The 15,320-nt window shown below is 68.7% G+C and carries 16 protein-coding genes; 7 read left to right on the forward strand and 9 right to left on the reverse strand.

Going from position 1 to position 15,320, the window contains the following annotated elements; genetic code table 11:
• Positions 1 to 87 precede the first annotated feature (87 nt).
• On the reverse strand, positions 88 to 987 hold the full coding sequence (locus IEY95_RS45950) for a helix-turn-helix domain-containing protein (protein ID WP_189192278.1): 900 nt from the start codon (positions 985 to 987) through the stop codon (positions 88 to 90).
• A gap of 141 nt (positions 988 to 1,128) precedes the next feature.
• Between IEY95_RS45950 and IEY95_RS45955 the strand changes: the two genes are divergently transcribed.
• Complete coding sequence (locus IEY95_RS45955) at positions 1,129 to 1,374, forward strand: SRPBCC family protein (protein WP_189192279.1); 246 nt, start codon at positions 1,129 to 1,131, stop codon at positions 1,372 to 1,374.
• Between the two features lie 192 nt (positions 1,375 to 1,566).
• On the opposite strand, the gene IEY95_RS45960 is transcribed toward IEY95_RS45955, so the two are convergent.
• Together IEY95_RS45960 and IEY95_RS45965 are read right to left on the reverse strand one after the other, a co-directional pair.
• Entirely contained in the window at positions 1,567 to 2,034 is a 468-nt protein-coding gene (locus IEY95_RS45960; protein ID WP_189192280.1) for a hypothetical protein, read from the reverse strand.
• Positions 2,035 to 3,780, reverse strand: a complete 1,746-nt coding sequence (locus IEY95_RS45965; protein WP_189192281.1) for a sialidase family protein — start codon at positions 3,778 to 3,780, stop codon at positions 2,035 to 2,037. It abuts the gene before it with no gap.
• Positions 3,781 to 4,019: 239 nt separating this feature from the next.
• On the opposite strand from IEY95_RS45965, the gene IEY95_RS45970 reads away from it, so the two are divergent.
• The 4 genes from IEY95_RS45970 (at position 4,020) to IEY95_RS45985 (ending at position 6,968) form a co-directional block, all read left to right on the forward strand.
• Positions 4,020 to 4,292, forward strand: coding sequence for a hypothetical protein (locus tag IEY95_RS45970; RefSeq protein WP_189192282.1), 273 nt, complete (start codon positions 4,020 to 4,022; stop codon positions 4,290 to 4,292).
• A 232-nt stretch (positions 4,293 to 4,524) separates the two neighbouring features.
• Positions 4,525 to 5,037 (forward strand): hypothetical protein, encoded by a 513-nt coding sequence (locus IEY95_RS45975; RefSeq protein ID WP_189192283.1) that lies wholly within the window; start codon positions 4,525 to 4,527, stop codon positions 5,035 to 5,037.
• Between the two features lie 355 nt (positions 5,038 to 5,392).
• On the forward strand, positions 5,393 to 5,623 hold the full coding sequence (locus tag IEY95_RS50930) for a hypothetical protein (protein ID WP_189192284.1): 231 nt from the start codon (positions 5,393 to 5,395) through the stop codon (positions 5,621 to 5,623).
• Between the two features lie 160 nt (positions 5,624 to 5,783).
• Positions 5,784 to 6,968, forward strand: coding sequence for a PP2C family protein-serine/threonine phosphatase (locus IEY95_RS45985; RefSeq protein WP_189192285.1), 1,185 nt, complete (start codon positions 5,784 to 5,786; stop codon positions 6,966 to 6,968).
• Positions 6,969 to 7,606: 638 nt separating this feature from the next.
• Here IEY95_RS45985 and IEY95_RS50305 read toward each other — a convergent pair.
• The 6 genes from IEY95_RS50305 to IEY95_RS50935 form a co-directional block, all read right to left on the reverse strand.
• On the reverse strand, positions 7,607 to 7,735 hold the full coding sequence (locus tag IEY95_RS50305; RefSeq protein WP_268240558.1) for a hypothetical protein: 129 nt from the start codon (positions 7,733 to 7,735) through the stop codon (positions 7,607 to 7,609).
• Positions 7,736 to 8,013: 278 nt separating this feature from the next.
• A complete protein-coding gene (locus IEY95_RS51135; protein ID WP_444544774.1) occupies positions 8,014 to 8,415 on the reverse strand; it encodes a DUF7848 domain-containing protein in 402 nt (133 codons plus the stop codon).
• Positions 8,416 to 8,591: 176 nt separating this feature from the next.
• The gene (locus IEY95_RS45990) at positions 8,592 to 9,443 is read right to left on the reverse strand and encodes a helix-turn-helix domain-containing protein (RefSeq protein WP_189192286.1); all 852 of its coding nucleotides are present in this window, start codon (positions 9,441 to 9,443) and stop codon (positions 8,592 to 8,594) included.
• Between the two features lie 12 nt (positions 9,444 to 9,455).
• Entirely contained in the window at positions 9,456 to 9,980 is a 525-nt protein-coding gene (locus IEY95_RS45995; RefSeq protein WP_189192287.1) for a DUF6879 family protein, read from the reverse strand.
• On the reverse strand, positions 9,952 to 10,194 hold the full coding sequence (locus IEY95_RS46000) for a hypothetical protein (RefSeq protein ID WP_189192334.1): 243 nt from the start codon (positions 10,192 to 10,194) through the stop codon (positions 9,952 to 9,954). The genes IEY95_RS45995 and IEY95_RS46000 overlap by 29 nt, the downstream gene beginning before the upstream one ends.
• 102 nt (positions 10,195 to 10,296) lie before the next feature.
• The gene (locus IEY95_RS50935) at positions 10,297 to 10,647 is read right to left on the reverse strand and encodes a DUF6233 domain-containing protein (protein ID WP_373294682.1); all 351 of its coding nucleotides are present in this window, start codon (positions 10,645 to 10,647) and stop codon (positions 10,297 to 10,299) included.
• A gap of 1,196 nt (positions 10,648 to 11,843) precedes the next feature.
• Here IEY95_RS50935 and IEY95_RS46005 point away from each other — a divergent pair.
• Together IEY95_RS46005 and IEY95_RS46010 are read left to right on the forward strand one after the other, a co-directional pair.
• A complete protein-coding gene (locus IEY95_RS46005) occupies positions 11,844 to 12,668 on the forward strand; it encodes an intradiol ring-cleavage dioxygenase (protein ID WP_189192288.1) in 825 nt (274 codons plus the stop codon).
• Between the two features lie 434 nt (positions 12,669 to 13,102).
• A complete protein-coding gene (locus tag IEY95_RS46010) occupies positions 13,103 to 15,313 on the forward strand; it encodes an ATP-binding protein (protein WP_229703818.1) in 2,211 nt (736 codons plus the stop codon).
• The last annotated feature ends 7 nt before the right edge of the window (positions 15,314 to 15,320 follow it).

Here is a 15,320-nt window from a genome sequence, read left to right on the forward strand (position 1 = left end):
CTGATGCCGGCGGGTAGTCGTCGGCCGTGCCCGGGTGGGACGGGTGCTCGCACGTGCCGGCCGAGCGCCCGGTGACGTGGTGTGAGGTCAGCCGGCGCCGGCCCGTGGCGCCGGCTGCGCCGAGTCGGCCGGGATGGTGTCCTGGCTGATGGCCTGGGCGAGCAGGGCCAGCGCGGCCCGCGAGGTCGAGCCCGCCTCCGTGGTGGCGACCACCATGGTGGGGCCCAGCCCGTGACTCAGGGTCTGCTGAACGACGGTCAGGGGGCCGACCAGCGGGTGCCGCATCTCATAGGCGGCGACGGTGCACGCCTTGACCCGGTGGTCGGCCCACATCGAGGCGAACTCCGTGCTCTTGGCGCTCAGTTCACCCAGAAGCGCATGCAATGCTGTGTCCTGCGGATGCTGGGCCGCCACCAGGCGCAGATTCCCCACCACCGCCCTGGCCTTGCTCGGCCAGTCCGCGTACAGGTCGCGGGTATGAGAGTCGAGGAACACCAGTCTGGCCATGTTGGGACGCTGCGCCGACAGGTCCGGGGCACCAGGGTCCAGGTGCCCGGCGAACAGCGCGTGACCCAGGCGATTCCACGCCAGCACGTCGCTGCGCAGGCCCAGCACGATCGCGGGAACGTTCGCCAGCATGTCCATCAACTGGGCCGTCGCCTCCGTCACACGCTCCGGCGCAGGCCGCCGGCCCCGCGTGCGATGCCTGTCCGCCCGGGCCAGGTCGTGCAAGTATCGCCGCTCGGACTCGTCCAACCGCAGAGCCCCGGCGATCGCGTCCAGCACCTCGGACGACGCGCCCAGTGACTGCCCCTGCTCCAGCCGGGTGTAGTAGGAGGCGCTCACACCCGCCAGCTGCGCCAACTCCTCGCGCCGAAGACCCGGCACACGCCGACGCTCCCCGTAGGTGGGCACCCCGACATCCTCGGGGCGCAGCTGGGAGCGCCGCGCCTGCAGGAAGTCCCCGAGCTGCGATTTTCCGGTCATGGATCCGAGTATGGGCCGACTCGAAACGCACAGCCTGCTCCGGCTGTGGATAGGCACCAGCGGGTCTGGCTCCCCGCAGGGCCGGTGATGACGTGGGCGTCGCCGACCCGACACCATCCCGCACGCACCCAGGAGGACGCCTTGAGCGCCACCACCAGCGAACACGACCTCTTCGATGCTCTGGACGCATCGGGCTTCGCCTTCACCAGACGCGTATGGGTCGATGCCGCACCCGCCCGGGTCTATGACCTGGTCAGTGACGTGTCCGCGATCGGCCGCTGGAGCCCCAACGCGACCGACCTCACGTTCGACCAGAGCGCCGGGCCTCGGGCCGGCGCCTGGTTCAGCGGCCGCAATCAGAAGGACGGCATGGAATGGATCATCTGATCGTTGGTCCAGGGCTGCCGTCTCACCGTCTTTTGGCAGGCCGGCCAGTCAGGCTCGCGGTGCACCTGTTGACCAGTGGCCTTCCAGTCCGAGGGGCCACCCTTCGGCCGACGTCGCACGCGGTGCCGCTCGCCGCGAAAGGTGGCCGCTCGCGGTTCCTCTGGCCGGGAAGAGGCCTCGGCCGGGCTGAGTTCAGGAGATCGCAGACGTCAGGTACGTCAGGTAAACCCCTCCCTCGCAGTCGGGCATCTTCCGCAGCGCCCAGCGGCCCCGGACGGTCGTGGAGGAGAAGTTCGACTCGGCATCGTCCTGCTCCACCTCACCGTCCTTCGGGGCGTATCCGGCCTTCGGGAGCTGCTCGTGCAGAAAGGCCAGGGTGGCGTCGAAGCCGCTCCGTACGACCGTGGCGACGATCAGCCGGCCGCCGGTGCGGTGCTCCACCGAGGTCACGAGCGCGCCCTCGGGCACCGGCAGATCCGCCGGGAAGTCCTTGGGAAGCGGCAGTGAGGCGGCGGTGGGGCAGCCGCCGGGAGCGGAGGCGGCCGTGTACGGCGTCGCACGCAAGGGCCCGGCGTTCCGGGGCGCGGGCGAGCATCCGGTGACGGCCGCCAGACCGAGTATGGCGCCGACCAGCACGGCAGCCGGGGCGAACGGCTTCACCTAGCGGCCTCCCTTGGACTTCTTGTGGTTGCCGGCGGCGTCGTACGCGCCGTACAGCGTGTTGCCGGAGGACTGGCGGGCGATGGAGGCCAGTGCGTCGTAGTTCTGCGCGCCACCGGTGGCGCAGATGCCGGTGCAGCCGTCGGCGTAGGCGGCGAGCACGCGGCCCTGGGCGTCGAGGGTGACATCGATGAAGTCCAGGAGGTTGCGGTCCTGGCCGCAGGTGGTGCCGCCCGTGCAGATGGACCCCTTCTGTACCGGGTCGGTGGGGGTGGCGTCGACAGTGACCCAGGACTGGCCGCCGTCGTAGGTGGTGGCCACGTACAGGTGCCAGACGCCCTTGAAGTTGGCCGTGTCCTGGTAGTTGCCCCCGGTCGTGGTGCCCAGGAAGGCGAAGGCGGCGCGGTTGTCGTCGCCCGCGGTCACGGCGGGGAAGACGATGTTCTTGATGCCGAGGAACGCGCCGACGTTCTGGTCGTACAGCCACGTCTTGCCCTTGTCGTGGCTGACGGCGATCCGCGCGGTGCCGTCGCTGTTCTGGTAGCCCATGTAGACAGTCCCGCCGGCGCCGATTCCCACGCTCGGGTCGGAGTCACCGGGGGTGCTGGACGGGTTCTTGCGGACGGTCCACGTCAGCCCGTTGTCCTCGGACACGGCCACGGCCTGGTTGCCGCCGCAGCCCTTGTTGGGCACGTACACCGTGCCGTCCGGGGCGACCTTCACATGCCCGTGCAGGCCGCCACAGTCCAGCAGTGAGTACGTCGGGACGGCGGGCCCGTACGTCAGACCGCCGTCCCGACTGACCGCACAGGAAGCGTCGGCGATGTCCTGGGAGCAGTAGTAGACGGCGTTCGGGTACGACGTGACGGCGCCCGGCTCGCCCGTGGTGAAGGGGCCGCCACCGATGGTCTGGTGGTCCACACCGGAGTTGATGCCCGAGCCGCCTGTCGGCGTCCATGTCTCGCCATCGTCGTCGGTGTAGCAGGTCAGGGCGGTCTTTCCGGCGAGCTGCGACTCGAAGGTGCGGTGGGTGGCCGGGTCGGTGAAAAGGATCGGGTCGAGGCTGGTGATGCTGCCCTGGGGACAGCCGTTGCCCGCGTTGGCGCTCTTGTCCTGCCAGGTGGCGGCGCCGGCGCCGTCGTAGGTGACCTTGAGCGTCGAGGTGTACGCCTGGAACATCGCGGCACCGGTCGCGCGGTCGACGCCGATCGAGGGTTCGCCGGCGTTGTGCGCGTCCTTGATGCTGTCGGGCGCCGAGGAGTTCGCGTACGTCGGCGGGGTCGCCGTACTCGGCGGAGGATCGGCCGGATCGGCGACCAGGCTCGCGGTGCCGGTGAAGCTGTCGCCGAGCGGGGCGTACGGCACCACGCGCACGGTGTACGACGCCGTCACCGCCGGAAGCAGCACGGTCTCCGGGTCGCTGGAAGAGGCGGAGGCGGCCACCTCGCGGCCGTCCGCGTCGAGGACGTACAGGTCGAAGTCGGCGGCGGAGTCCGGCCACTTGACATCGACGCGCAGGCTGTGACCGGCGTCGTAGCCCACGGGCACTGACACCTTCAGGGTGTAGTCGTCGCAGAGTTGCGCATTCCCGCAGCTCACCGTTCCGGCAGTGCCGGAGACGTTCGGGGCGGCGAAGGGACCGGCGCTCCACGTGGTCGTGGGCGCAGCGTCGCTGACCGATCCGGAGGGCGGGGTGGCGGCGTCGGCCGGCACACTCGGCAGGGTTCCGGCGATGAGTGCCAGCAACCCGACGGCGATACGCCCCCGCGACCGTGGGTGGCGGTGAAGACGGAGTGTCGAGAGGAGAGCCACAGGTACCTCGTGGGTTCGCGAGTCGGACCAAGGGTGGTGGTGCGTAGCGGTACAGGTGGTGCCTTCGTCTGCTCTACGAGGAGGCAGGCGGCGTCCGTCGCGAGAAACCGAACTCTTTTCGAAGGGGCCGGAGAGTGCCCACGGGGTGCACCAGAAAGGACTGTGAACACGGCTTGACATGGACCACCCGCTCCCAGGTCGTACGAGCCGACCCCGGCGACGCCTTCACCTTTGTGGTCGGCGGCGCCGAAGACGGCATCGTGCAGTGGAGTTGGACCTTCCATCCCCAGGGACGCGGAACCGTCGTCGAGCAGTCCTGGCAACTCCTCCGCCTCGACCCGGTGCTGGGCACCACCCGCGGCGACCTCGACGCACTCCGCGACTACATGACGAACAGCGTCGAAGCCGCCCTGCTCTCCCTCGCCCGATGGATCGCCGAAGAGTGAGGTTCCCAGGTGTGGCTTCGTCGACGGCGGCCGGTGTCGAGGAAGCGCCTTCAGCGGCTCCAACTACCGCCCATTCGATCAAAGGACGCAAACGACACCTGATCATCGACACCCTCGGCCTGGTCCTCGCCAGGTTGCAGGGCATGCCGCTGTGAGCGCCACTACCGGTCGGCCCCGACCCAACCACCGACCAAGGAAGCCCGACCAGGATGACGAAGCAGACACAAAAGCCATGGTCGCGCTCGTGGTCTGGGTTCCAGTGGTCGTTGCAACACCTCAGCTCAGAGGTGGCAGTGGACTTCGAGATTCGTGGGGCCCGAGGCCTCAGGGCAACAGACCGCTGGTCCGGGAACGGGAGACATACACGTCGAACGCTGCCTACCTCGAAGATCTCGCCGCGTTCGTGGTGGCGGAGGGACGTACCGAGGCGGAAGGGCGCGTGCTCGCACGGTGGGTGATCGCGTCGGAGCGGATGACGTTCGGGTTTTACGACTCGGCGTATGCGGGGTGGGTGCAGTCGCTCACGTGCACCATGACCGTCCGGAACGTGGTGCTCACGTGTTCGCACGCCCAAGGCACCCGCGAGGTAGTCCGCCGGAAGCACCGACAGCACCGGCCCGGCGTCGGGGGTGGTGTCTTGACCGCCGGTGATCAGCAGGCCGTCAGCGCCGACGAAATCGCGCCCCGCGAACCGAGACGGGTACAGCGTCACCGGGGACGTGGCCTTGATCCAGGGACGAAATGATTTCGACAGGGTGAAGTGGAGCCTGTGGGGCGGTGTGGTCGGGAGCCGAGTCTTCGACAACGAGAATGGAGCCACCCTGTGTGACGGTGTGACATGCCGCTATCGGCGTAATAGGCGGGTTGGTCTGTTTGGGCGGGGCACTCTGTGCGGGTTGATCACGGTCGTGTCAGGAGACTGTGGGTGTACCGATCACGTGAGTGGCTGTACGAGCGGATTCGTCGGGACAGGCGAGAGGACCCGGAGGGCTCGGGACGGGCGCTGGCTCTGAAGTACCGGGTGGTCGCGGAACACGGTGGCGAAGGCGCTGTGGCATCCAGTGCCGTTGAAGCGGAAGAAGCCAACGCCGAGGGAGAGAGTGCCGGAGCCGGTGAAGGGCTTCATCGACGCGATGTTGCGCGCGGACTTGGCGGGGCCGAAGAAGCAGCGGCACTTCATCGACCGGGTCTTGCAGCGGCTGCCCGCAGAACACGACTTCGAGCAGGCGTCGTATTCGACGGTGCGGGACTACATGCGCAGGCGCCGCCCTTCAATGAGCCGAGGCTCTGTGCGGCCATCGCCGACCGGATCACCTTCCGCTGCACACTGATCCAGACCGGCACCGACTCCTACCGCTTCCAGCAACCGAAGCCGACCGCACCACGCGCACCGTGTCACCAGGCCGACTCCGGCACTGACCCCGGCGGCCGGCCCAGGCAGGTACGGCGAGCGCCTTCAGGACAGTGGCCCTGCGAAGGGGAACGAACATTATGGATGAGAGGGCTGGGCAGCTTCACGGACTGCTCGAGGAAGCAGACGCGGCGGCACCGGTGGAGTCGCTCGACGTGGTCGCCGAGGACCTGCGCCGGCGCTTCGGCGCAGAGACGGTCTCCTTCCTCATCGTGGACCTCACCGGCAGGGCGGTGGTCCGGCTGACCACCGCCGGCAGCGTCAAGTCCGGCCGACGCGCCGAGCGCATCGAGCTGTTCGGCAGCGTCTACGGACAAGTGGTGCGCACCCAGCAGTCCCACCAGGAACCGGTCGCCCGCGGACAGCTGGTGATCACTCCGGTCACGAACCGGGGAGACGCCATCGGACTGCTTGAGCTGACCCTGCCCACCTCACCTGAAGAGCCGGTGCTGCGCGCCGTGCGCGAGGCCGCCCGCGCACTGGCCTACATCGTGATCGCCAACCAGCGGTACACCGACCTCTACACCTGGGGCAAGCGCACCACCCCCCTCAGCCTCCCCGCGGAGATCCAATACCGGCTACTGCCCGCCTCACTGTCCTGCGAGACGGCCCAATTCGCGATGAGTTGCGCCTTGGAACCCTCCGCAAGCATCAGCGGCGACACCTTCGACTACGCCCTGGACCGCGAGACCCTGCACGTGTCGCTCACCGACCCCATGGGTCACGACCTCGACGCCGCTCTGCTCGCCACCGTCCTCGTGGGCGCCCTGCGCCGCGCCCGCCGCGCAGGAGCCGGCATCACCGAGCAAGCCCGGCAAGCCAACCAGGCCCTTCTCGACTACGACCGGGGCCATTCCACCGGGCAACTCCTGCGCATCAACCTCCGCGACGGCCAGACCCAGTTCGTCAACGCCGGGCACCCCTGGCCACTGCGGGTACGCCAGGGACGGGTCGAAGAAGTCACCATCGCGATCGATGCACCCTTGGGTCTGTTGCGCCCCCATACCTACCAGATCCAGAGCCTGGACCTCCGCCCCCGCGATCGCCTGGTCATGCTCACCGACGGCATGCTCGAAGGCGGCTCCGAAGGCGTCGACCTCGCCGCTGTCCTGCACGACTCCCAAGACCTCCACCCCCGTGAGACCGCACTGGCCCTGACCACAGCGGTCCTGGAGGCCAATGGCGGCAGGCTGGTTGACGACGCCAGCGTCATCGTCCTGGACTGGCACGGAGCGCACCGTCCAACCAGCACCAGCCCACCCTGACCCCGGCCACACCCAAGACAGCCCACGCCACACTGGGCCCCGAAATGGGAGCCGAGCCCGTCACACCCGCGCCTGCCAGGGACGCCGGCAGCCGGACGCGCGCGTCTGCGCACCGGCGACGTCGCCTGTGCTCCTGCGCAACCACGCCGAATAGGAAGCCTGCGCATAGCCCGACACGTCGGCGGTCCTCCTCGCGGGCAGAGGGCCGGAGCCTTCGGCGTAGCCGCCTGCCCCCTGTTCGGAGTTGCAGGGCCTGCCGCTGTGAGCGCCACTACCGGTCGGCCCCGACCCAACCACCGACCAAAGGAGCCCGACCAGGATGACGAAGCAGACACAAACGCCATGGTCGCGCTCGTGGTCGCCCGACCACGGCCCCGACCAAGACCGATTCAGTGCCTGACCGGTAGATCCGTGTGTCTCGCGGCCACCTCGTGCTCAGAAACGACGGCGATCTCAGATGCGCGCACTCCCATGAAGCCGTCGATAGCCATGTTGGGATGTGCAGCGCAGCCCAACGAGGAAGTCGCAGTCGCCTCCTGGCGAACGAGTCTGTCGACGCGGCCTGACATCGAACGCGAACCTCGTCCGGACCTCTCCGGGCGGGGCTCTTGTGTGTCAGAGTCCTGACGCCTGAGCTGTTACGCCTCTTGCGCCCGCCAGTAGGTCACCCAGTCGTGGGCGAGCCGCGCCATGTTCTTCTTCCAGTCCTGTGGATCGTTGCGGGCGATCTCGTCCCAGGTTCGTGCGTTCGCCTCGGAGAACGCCATCACGGAGGGATGGGGAGCGGTTGTCCTCAAATGCAGCTGACTGACCTGCGGAAACGACGAAGCCCCGTCCACCTCCCAGAGGCTAGGGAAGGCAAACGGGGCTTGTAACCCGCTGCGACTCACTGACGTGAGACTGGGAGAGCGGGGATACACCCCCGACCCTGGCGCCGGCGAACCAGGGGCGAGGCTCGTCACGCAGCGGGCAGGATCCGGGAGAGGCCGACCTCACTCGACTCACCGGACCCTGCCGCCCCGCCGCGCGCCGGCGGCACGGGCCTCTAGCGCGCGGGCTCGGGGGGTGGCTCGTCCTCCGGTGCAGATACGGCGACGAGCCGCCAGCCGGTCTGACGCAGGAGCCTGTACCGGTCATGCGTGGGGTTGCGCCGGATGTGGACATTCGCCCACGCGCTCGCCCCGTCGGTGTCTTTGATGTCCTGCCACTCGATACACGAAGCGCATTCGACCCACCGACGGACAGGGAGATCGTCCAGCGTGGCGCGTGTACTCACTGCGGGGTACGCGAAGGTGCGGAGGGCTTCCGTCATCGCCGCGCCTTCTTCTGACCGGGAGTGTCCTGATGGCGCCTCAACTCGACGATTAGGTCCGACGCACGGGAGAGGCCATACTCCAGGCTCTTCGCGTTTCGGGCGGACTTCCACTGCTTCACGAGCGCCGCGCATACATCGCACCCCGGCGTAGGTTCCGGGTCCCCGGATAGCGGGTCTGTGAGCTGAATCGGATCTCTCAGCGTCGTCTCGAGTGCCATCCCTACACCTCCGCGGCGGACTTTGATGCTTCGACGCTACGAGGGGGCGGCAGACGACTTCCACGAGGTTCTATGGAATTCTGTGCAGGTTTAGCCGAGGGAGGTAACTGCGGCCGTGACGATTGCCCGCGCGTCTGTCCCGTAGACAGCAAGAGCGGCCAATTCCTCGAAGGCATGGGCGTATTGCGCGATCTCACCGGGCGTCGTCACGGTGACAGCGGCCGTCAGCAACTCCACATGAACGCGTGACTCGTCGAAGATGTTGAACGTCTCCAGCGTCCACATGTCCCGCGTGCGGCCGGCCGGAATGACGCCGACGGAGACCGCCGGGTACGCCATGACGGCCAGGAGATGGCCGAGTTGCCCGGCCATGGTCTCCGCTCCTCCGACGACATGCCGGAGTACGGACTCTTCCAGGAGGAAGGCTAAGCGGTGGTCCCCCTCGCGGATGATGCGTGACCGCTCGACGCGGGCGGCTGCTGCGTCTTCCACGTCATCCGGGGTGCCGTGCACGCGCGCGATGGAGCCGAGGAGCGCAGCCGCGTACTCGTGCGTCTGGAGAAGCCCCGGGACAACGCTGGAGCTGTAGACGCGGAACAGCCGTGTGCGCTCGTAGAGCGGGACACGTGCCTCCTGGAGCCGTCGCAGCCCGGTGCGCTGCACGCGGCGCCACTCGACGTACATCGAGTCGGCCGTGCGGTTCGCCGCAATCAGGTCCGGGACCTGGTTCGCGGCGTCGCATGCGAGGCACCATGCGCGGATGTCGTCGTCGGATGGCGGCGTGGTGGCGTTCTGGATCCGTGACACCTTCGACGGCTGCCACCCCGTCCGGGCCGCGATGTCCCGACCCGTCAGCCCAGCGTCGAGGCGTATCTCTCGAAGGCGTCCGGCGATCTCGCTTCGGACAGCCTGAAGGCTGGATGACGGGTACGGGGGTGGCATCGTCGGGGGCGCTTAGATCCTGAAGTCCTCGTGCGGGATGGCTCGCTCCCAGACTGCCTCGAAGGCCTCTGCGTGGCGCTTCACGACGTCCGGTGCGTCCTCCATCGCGTGCCCGACGAACGCTCCGTCGCCGGAGAAGAGTCCGAAGCGGATGAGCCGCCCGTCGAAGAGCCATAGGTCGTTGCCCGGGAGCAGCAGATCTGACGCCAGGCGCCGCGGGAGCCACCGGACATCTTCGCCGGCCGCGATGTTCTGCGGCGTGCACGAGTGCTCGAACCGGATGTAGTCGCTCACAGGCTCCGACACCACACGGGCGCGACGGACGACAACTCCACGGCTCACAGCGTCGGCCGCCGTGGTGTGGAAGTCGTTCCACCACGTTGCCCGGTCGGCCAGGTCGTACCGGTGTCCCGCGAGCCAGGACGCGAAGTCCTCGTCCTCTTCCGCAACCCCGTAAACGTCGCGCATCTCCAGGTGCACGGCCGATCGTCGACAACCCGCCAGCAGCTCAGCGAAGGGCGGAACCTTCTGCGGCATCGCACGCCTCCCTGATCACGTCCATCATGCGGGCGGGCAGCCTGACGACTGCCTCAGTGTCGGGAATGGGCCCCGTGGACAGGCATTCTTCCTCAAGAGTGTCGTCCGCCTTCCAGCCCTGGAACACGAACTCTTGCTTCTCCTCGTCGAGCCACACCGTCGGGCAGTTGTCCCCATTGGTGTTGGGGTCCTTCGCGATGAACCGTAGCGCCATGATGACCTCCGAGGGCACGTGGATTGCGCAATGTTCTACGAACATCACGCCCACGGGTGGCGCCGTCAAGGGGGCGTTACACGCCAGCAGTTCGGCGCGCTGCTAGTCGAAGTCGACCCCGAACGCGGCGTCTGAATGGCAGAACGCGCAGACCCATAGCTGTCCGTCGACGATTGCCACGCGCGCGTCCATCCCGCTCACCGCGCGCGACAGGGGGCCTGCCAGGTTGCAGTCAGCAGTGTGGACGGACGCGGGTACGGGACCGTCGGAACCAGCCCACCCTGACCCCGGCCACACCCAAGACAGTGCACGCCACACTGGGCCCCCGGAAAGGGAGCCGGGCCCGTCACACCTGTGCCGGTCAGGCACGCCGGCAGCCGGACGCGCGCGTCTGCGCACCGTCGACGTCGCCTGCGCTCCTGCGCAACCACGCCGAAAAGGTAGCCTGCGCATAGCCCGACGCGTCCGCGGTCCCCCACGTGGGCAGAGGGCCGGAGTCTTCGGCGTAGCCGCCTGCCCCCTGTTCGGAGTTGCAGGGCCTGCCGCTGCGCGCCACTACCGGTCGGCCCCGACCCAACCACCGACCAAGGGAGCCCGACCAGGATGACGAAGCAGACACAATGGCCACGATTGCGCGCGCGGTCGCCCGACCACGGCCCTGACCAAGACCGATTCAATGCCTGACCGGTAGATCCGTGTGCCTCGCGGCCAACTCGTACGCAGAACGACGGCGAGCTCAGATGCGCGCACTCTCATGAAGCCATCGATAGCCATGCTGGGATGCGCAGCGCAGCCCAACGAGGAAGTCGCAGTCGCCTCCTGGCAAACGAGTCGTGCGCTGCGTAGCTGCGCAGTCGTCTCCGGCGCCCAGTGCGCACGGTGCGCACGCCCTTCTGTGGCCGGGTGCGCAGCGTTCGTCTGATGTCCGCAGCAGGCGTTCTCCGACCAACCGGTGATCCGGATGAAGCGGGTCCCGGTGGTGTGCCCGATCTGCTCGGGTCCCTCGCCACGCAGCACGGCAACGTCCCTCCGCATCGGCAGGCCGGGCGCCGGGCTGGACATGGTGAAAAGTGAGCTGTCTCCCGTGAGCAGCGATGGTGAGGCGCCAACGGTTGAACCATCTGTTGCGGCAACTCTTGAACCTAACTGTTGCGTCAACGGTTCCCCACCTTCTCTCAACACCTGTGCGTAGGCACAGGTCAGCCCCCTCTTGAGGCGTGGTCGGGGAGCTGACATCCCCTCTGCTGCCGCTGCTCCCATGCCCGGTGGAGAAGAAAGAAGGGTGGTGGGCGGGCTGGGTCGGCGCGGCGGCCTCGGGGATCGGGGCCGGTTCAACATGGTTGCGCGTCGGCGGCGGCCTCCGCGCTGGCCGCTGACGCGGCTTGAGAGGGGGGAGCGGCGAGGTGCTGGAGAGGGCTGTGAATTGGCGACCTCGACGGTCCGCGCTGCGACCCGGTTGGGCGGTAGGTCCACAGCCAGGCATCAGCTCGCAGCATCCTGCAGTCCCGAGCTTTGCGGCACCTCCAGTGGCCGCACGCCTCGGCCCGCTCGCGGGCGGTCGGACGTCGGCGCGGTGAGTTTCGTAACGCGCCCAATACACCGGTCATCTGATCGATCCCACGGACCGCCACATGCGCCACTGTCGAAGCATGACTGATACCCCCCACCCCATATCCGCGGAGCCGGAGCGCGCCCCTGAGCCCGCAAACGGTCCGGCCCGCGCAACGCGCAGATCTGTCATCGCCACCCTGGGCGGCGCGACCCTCGGAGTGGCCGCCCTCGGGCTGACGGGCTCCGCGACCGCACAGACGACCGCTGCCACGGACCGGAACGCCGCGGCCCAGTTACCCGCCCGGCCGGCCGCCGCCTGCGTCCTCACGCCCGAACAGACCGAGGGGCCCTACTACTTGGACCTGGAAACGGTCCGCAAGAACATCACTGAAGGCAAGGCCGGCGTGCCGCTCACCCTCCGCGTCACGGTGATCGACACCAGGACCTGCTCCCCGCTGCCCAGCACGGCGGTCGACATCTGGCACTGTGACGCGCTGGGGATCTACTCGGGATACGTGGCCGGTGGTTCCACTCCGGACACGACCTTCCTGCGTGGCGTGCAACTGACCGACTCCGCCGGTGTCGCGGAATTCACCGCGATTTACCCGGGCTGGTACGTCGGCCGTGCCCTGCACATCCACGTCAAGACACATGTCGGCGGGACGGTTTCCGGCGGGGTGTACCGGGGAGGCCATGTGTCCCATACCGGCCAGCTCTACTTCCCGGAGACGTACAACAGCAGGGTCGCCGCCCTGGCCCCCTACCGGAACAACACGGCCACCCGCACGCTCAACGCGCGAGACGGCATCTACCGCAACGGCGGATCGTCGACCCTGCTGACCATCACACCGGTGGGCAGCGACCTCAGCAAGGGAGTGACCGGAGCCGTCGTGCTCGGCATAGATCCCGCCGCCACACCCTGACGCGCACTCACGAGCGGTAGTCGGTTCACTTCGAAGGTCCCGGCTACCGCTGGTGTGTCGTCAACGGCCGCCGTGCGCGCGCGAAGGGACACGCAGATGGACTCGATGGTTTCGTCCCTGGAACGTGCGGCCAGGAATCGGGGATGAGCCGGAGTCGAACGTGTGAGGTGTGCGGCGCAGCGCTGACCCCGAGACCGCACGGCGGTCGACCGGCTCGCTACTGCTCCAACGCGTGCAGACAGCGGGCGCTCAGGCAACGGGCGGCGCGCGGGGATTCCCGCCGGTCCCAGTCGACAGCGTCACCGGCCTCATCTGCCGCGTCGACCGCTGTCTCCTCGGCCGCCCGCGGCCGTGACCTGCCACGGGCGCTCGACTCCTTCGTCGGCCGACGGCAGGAACTGTCGCGCCTGCGCACCCTGCCAAGGACCTCACGGTTGGTCACGCTGACCGGTGCCGGCGGCGTCGGCAAGACGCGCCTGGCGCTGGAGTTCGCCAAGGGCCTGCCCGGCCGTAACGGACGTGTCGACCTGGTCGAACTCGACTCGCTGCAGGACGGCGCTCTGTTGGCGCAGTCGGTGGCCGCCGCGTTGGCCGTGGGCGAAGGGGCGGGACGAACCGGCGTCGACGTTCTGGTCCGCGCGATCGGCGACGCTTCCCGGCTGTTGATTCTGGACAATTGCGAGCATCTGGCCGAGCAGTGTGCCCGGCTGATCGCGGTCCTCCTCGGCCGCTGCCCTCGGCTACGGATCCTGGCCACCAGCCGGGAGGCCCTGCGGGTACCCGGCGAGATCGTGTTCAAGGTCGGTGAGCTTCCCCTACCGCCGGCCGACGCCGGGGAGGACCCGATAGCCCTGCTGCGATCGGATGCCGTCCGGCTGTTCGTCGAACGTGCCTCGAGTTGTGCACCCGGATTCACGCTCCACCGTGGCAACGGCCGGGCCGTTGCCGAGATCTGCAGCCGACTGGACGGCCTGACACTTGCCATCGAACTGGCGGCTCGCCGGGTCGGCACCCTTCCACTGAATGACATCCTGGCCGGACTGGACGACCAGCTGTCGCTCCTGACCGACGGAAGCAGAATCGGGCCGCCACGCCACAGCGGACTGGCCGCCGCGATCGACTGGAGCCATAGGCTGCTTGATCCGGCGGAGCAGGCCGTCTTCCGGCGCCTCGCGGTCCTCGTCGGCGGGTTCGACACCGCTGCGGCGCAGGCGGTCTGCGCCGGCGACGGCATCGCACCGCGGCAGACACTCCGCGTCCTGTGCGCCCTTGAGGCCAAGTCCCTCATCGCACGGGTGCCTGGAGACGCGCAGCCCACGCGATTCAGACAGTTGGGCGCCATCCGTGTCTACGCGATGCAGCGCCTGCACGCATCCGGCGAGCTGCACACCACTCGGCAACGGGCCACCGAGTGGCTGATCGCTCTGGCGGACCGGGTGAGCGACGAGGTGTTCGCCGACCAGGCCGGCGGCCCGCTGACCGTGGAACGGGACAATCTCGCGGCGGCCCTGGCCTGGACGGTCGGCAGCGACGGCTCTTCGCACCTGCGGCTTGCGCTGGAACTGGCTCGGGTGCACTTCGAGCAGGAGCAGCCGTCGGCCGCCCGTTCGCTGCTGAGCGGACTTCTGCAGGAGGCCGACGGCCGGGCGTTCGGCGGTGCGGTGTTGGCACTCGCCGCGCGCGTGGCGTGCCAGCAGGCCGACCTGGCACACGCACTGTGCCTGGGCGAGCAGGCGGTCGACATGGAGCGCACCCGTGCCCGTCCCGCCGGTCTTGCCAACGCCCTGGACGCGCGAGCCGCGGCACGGCTGTGCCGCGGCGAATTCGGCGCGGCCGTCGCGGACCTGCGCGAGTGCCTGGACATCGTCGCCGCGCTCGGCAAACCGCACGACACCGCGTGGTGCACCCATCACCTGGCCTGGGCGCTGCTCCAAGCCGGCCGGGAACTCGAGGCCGACTTGCTTATGTCCCGCTGCCTGCCGGTGCTCAGGGAGCACGCCCCGTGGAGCCGGGTCGCGGCCGCTCTGCACACCGCGGGCGCCGTGCGGCTGGCTCTGGGCCGGCTGGAAAGTGCCGAGGCTCTGTTCACCGAAGTGCTGCGGATCGTCCCCGAAGCAAGTTTCCACGCTCTGTACCCCATTGAGGGCCTGGCCCTCGTGGCCGCCGAGAGTGGCGACCTGCAGCGGGCCTTACGACTTTACGAGGCGACGGCGCAGGCACGCCGCGGGTTGGACACCGAGCCCGAGGCTCCATGGCGACGCCAGGTGGAACAGACGGCGACTCGTGCGAGGACGCGGCTGTCGGCGGCCGCGCGGGACGCGGCCGTCAGCGGCGGTCATCGGCTGCGCGGGGACCGACTTGTCGCGTACGCCCTGCGGAAAAGGGGCGGTGGCCACCGAACGGCGACGGACGCCGTACAACTCGTCGACGACCAGTCCACGCTCACCGCAAGAGAGTTCATGGTGGCCGAACTGGTCGCCGACGGACTGACCAACCGGCACATCGCGGACCGGCTCGGTCTTTCGATACGTACGGTCGCCACGCATCTGGACAAGGTCCGCGACAAGCTGGGCGTACGATCGCGCACGCAGATCGCCTTGTGGGTGGCCGCACGGGCCATGGACGGGCGCACTTCCTTGCGATGAGTTCCGC

The sequence above is a fragment of the Streptomyces albiflavescens genome (assembly GCF_014645835.1).
Classification (GTDB): domain Bacteria; phylum Actinomycetota; class Actinomycetes; order Streptomycetales; family Streptomycetaceae; genus Streptomyces; species Streptomyces albiflavescens.

Bases quoted from the DNA above. Each gene is read 5' to 3' on its own strand.
- IEY95_RS45950 (WP_189192278.1), bottom strand. From the start codon at position 987: ATGACCGGAAAATCGCAGCTCGGGGACTTCCTGCAGGCGCGGCGCTCC.
- IEY95_RS45975 (WP_189192283.1), top strand. From the start codon at position 4,525: ATGGTCGCGCTCGTGGTCTGGGTTCCAGTGGTCGTTGCAACACCTCAG.
- IEY95_RS45985 (WP_189192285.1), top strand. From the start codon at position 5,784: ATGGATGAGAGGGCTGGGCAGCTTCACGGACTGCTCGAGGAAGCAGAC.
- IEY95_RS50305 (WP_268240558.1), bottom strand. From the start codon at position 7,735: ATGGCGTTCTCCGAGGCGAACGCACGAACCTGGGACGAGATCGCCCGC.
- IEY95_RS51135 (WP_444544774.1), bottom strand. From the start codon at position 8,415: ATGCGCGGCGCTCGTGAAGCAGTGGAAGTCCGCCCGAAACGCGAAGAG.
- IEY95_RS45990 (WP_189192286.1), bottom strand. From the start codon at position 9,443: ATGCCACCCCCGTACCCGTCATCCAGCCTTCAGGCTGTCCGAAGCGAG.
- IEY95_RS45995 (WP_189192287.1), bottom strand. From the start codon at position 9,980: ATGCCGCAGAAGGTTCCGCCCTTCGCTGAGCTGCTGGCGGGTTGTCGA.
- IEY95_RS46000 (WP_189192334.1), bottom strand. From the start codon at position 10,194: ATGGCGCTACGGTTCATCGCGAAGGACCCCAACACCAATGGGGACAAC.
- IEY95_RS50935 (WP_373294682.1), bottom strand. From the start codon at position 10,647: ATGCGCAGGCTACCTTTTCGGCGTGGTTGCGCAGGAGCGCAGGCGACG.
- IEY95_RS46005 (WP_189192288.1), top strand. From the start codon at position 11,844: ATGACTGATACCCCCCACCCCATATCCGCGGAGCCGGAGCGCGCCCCT.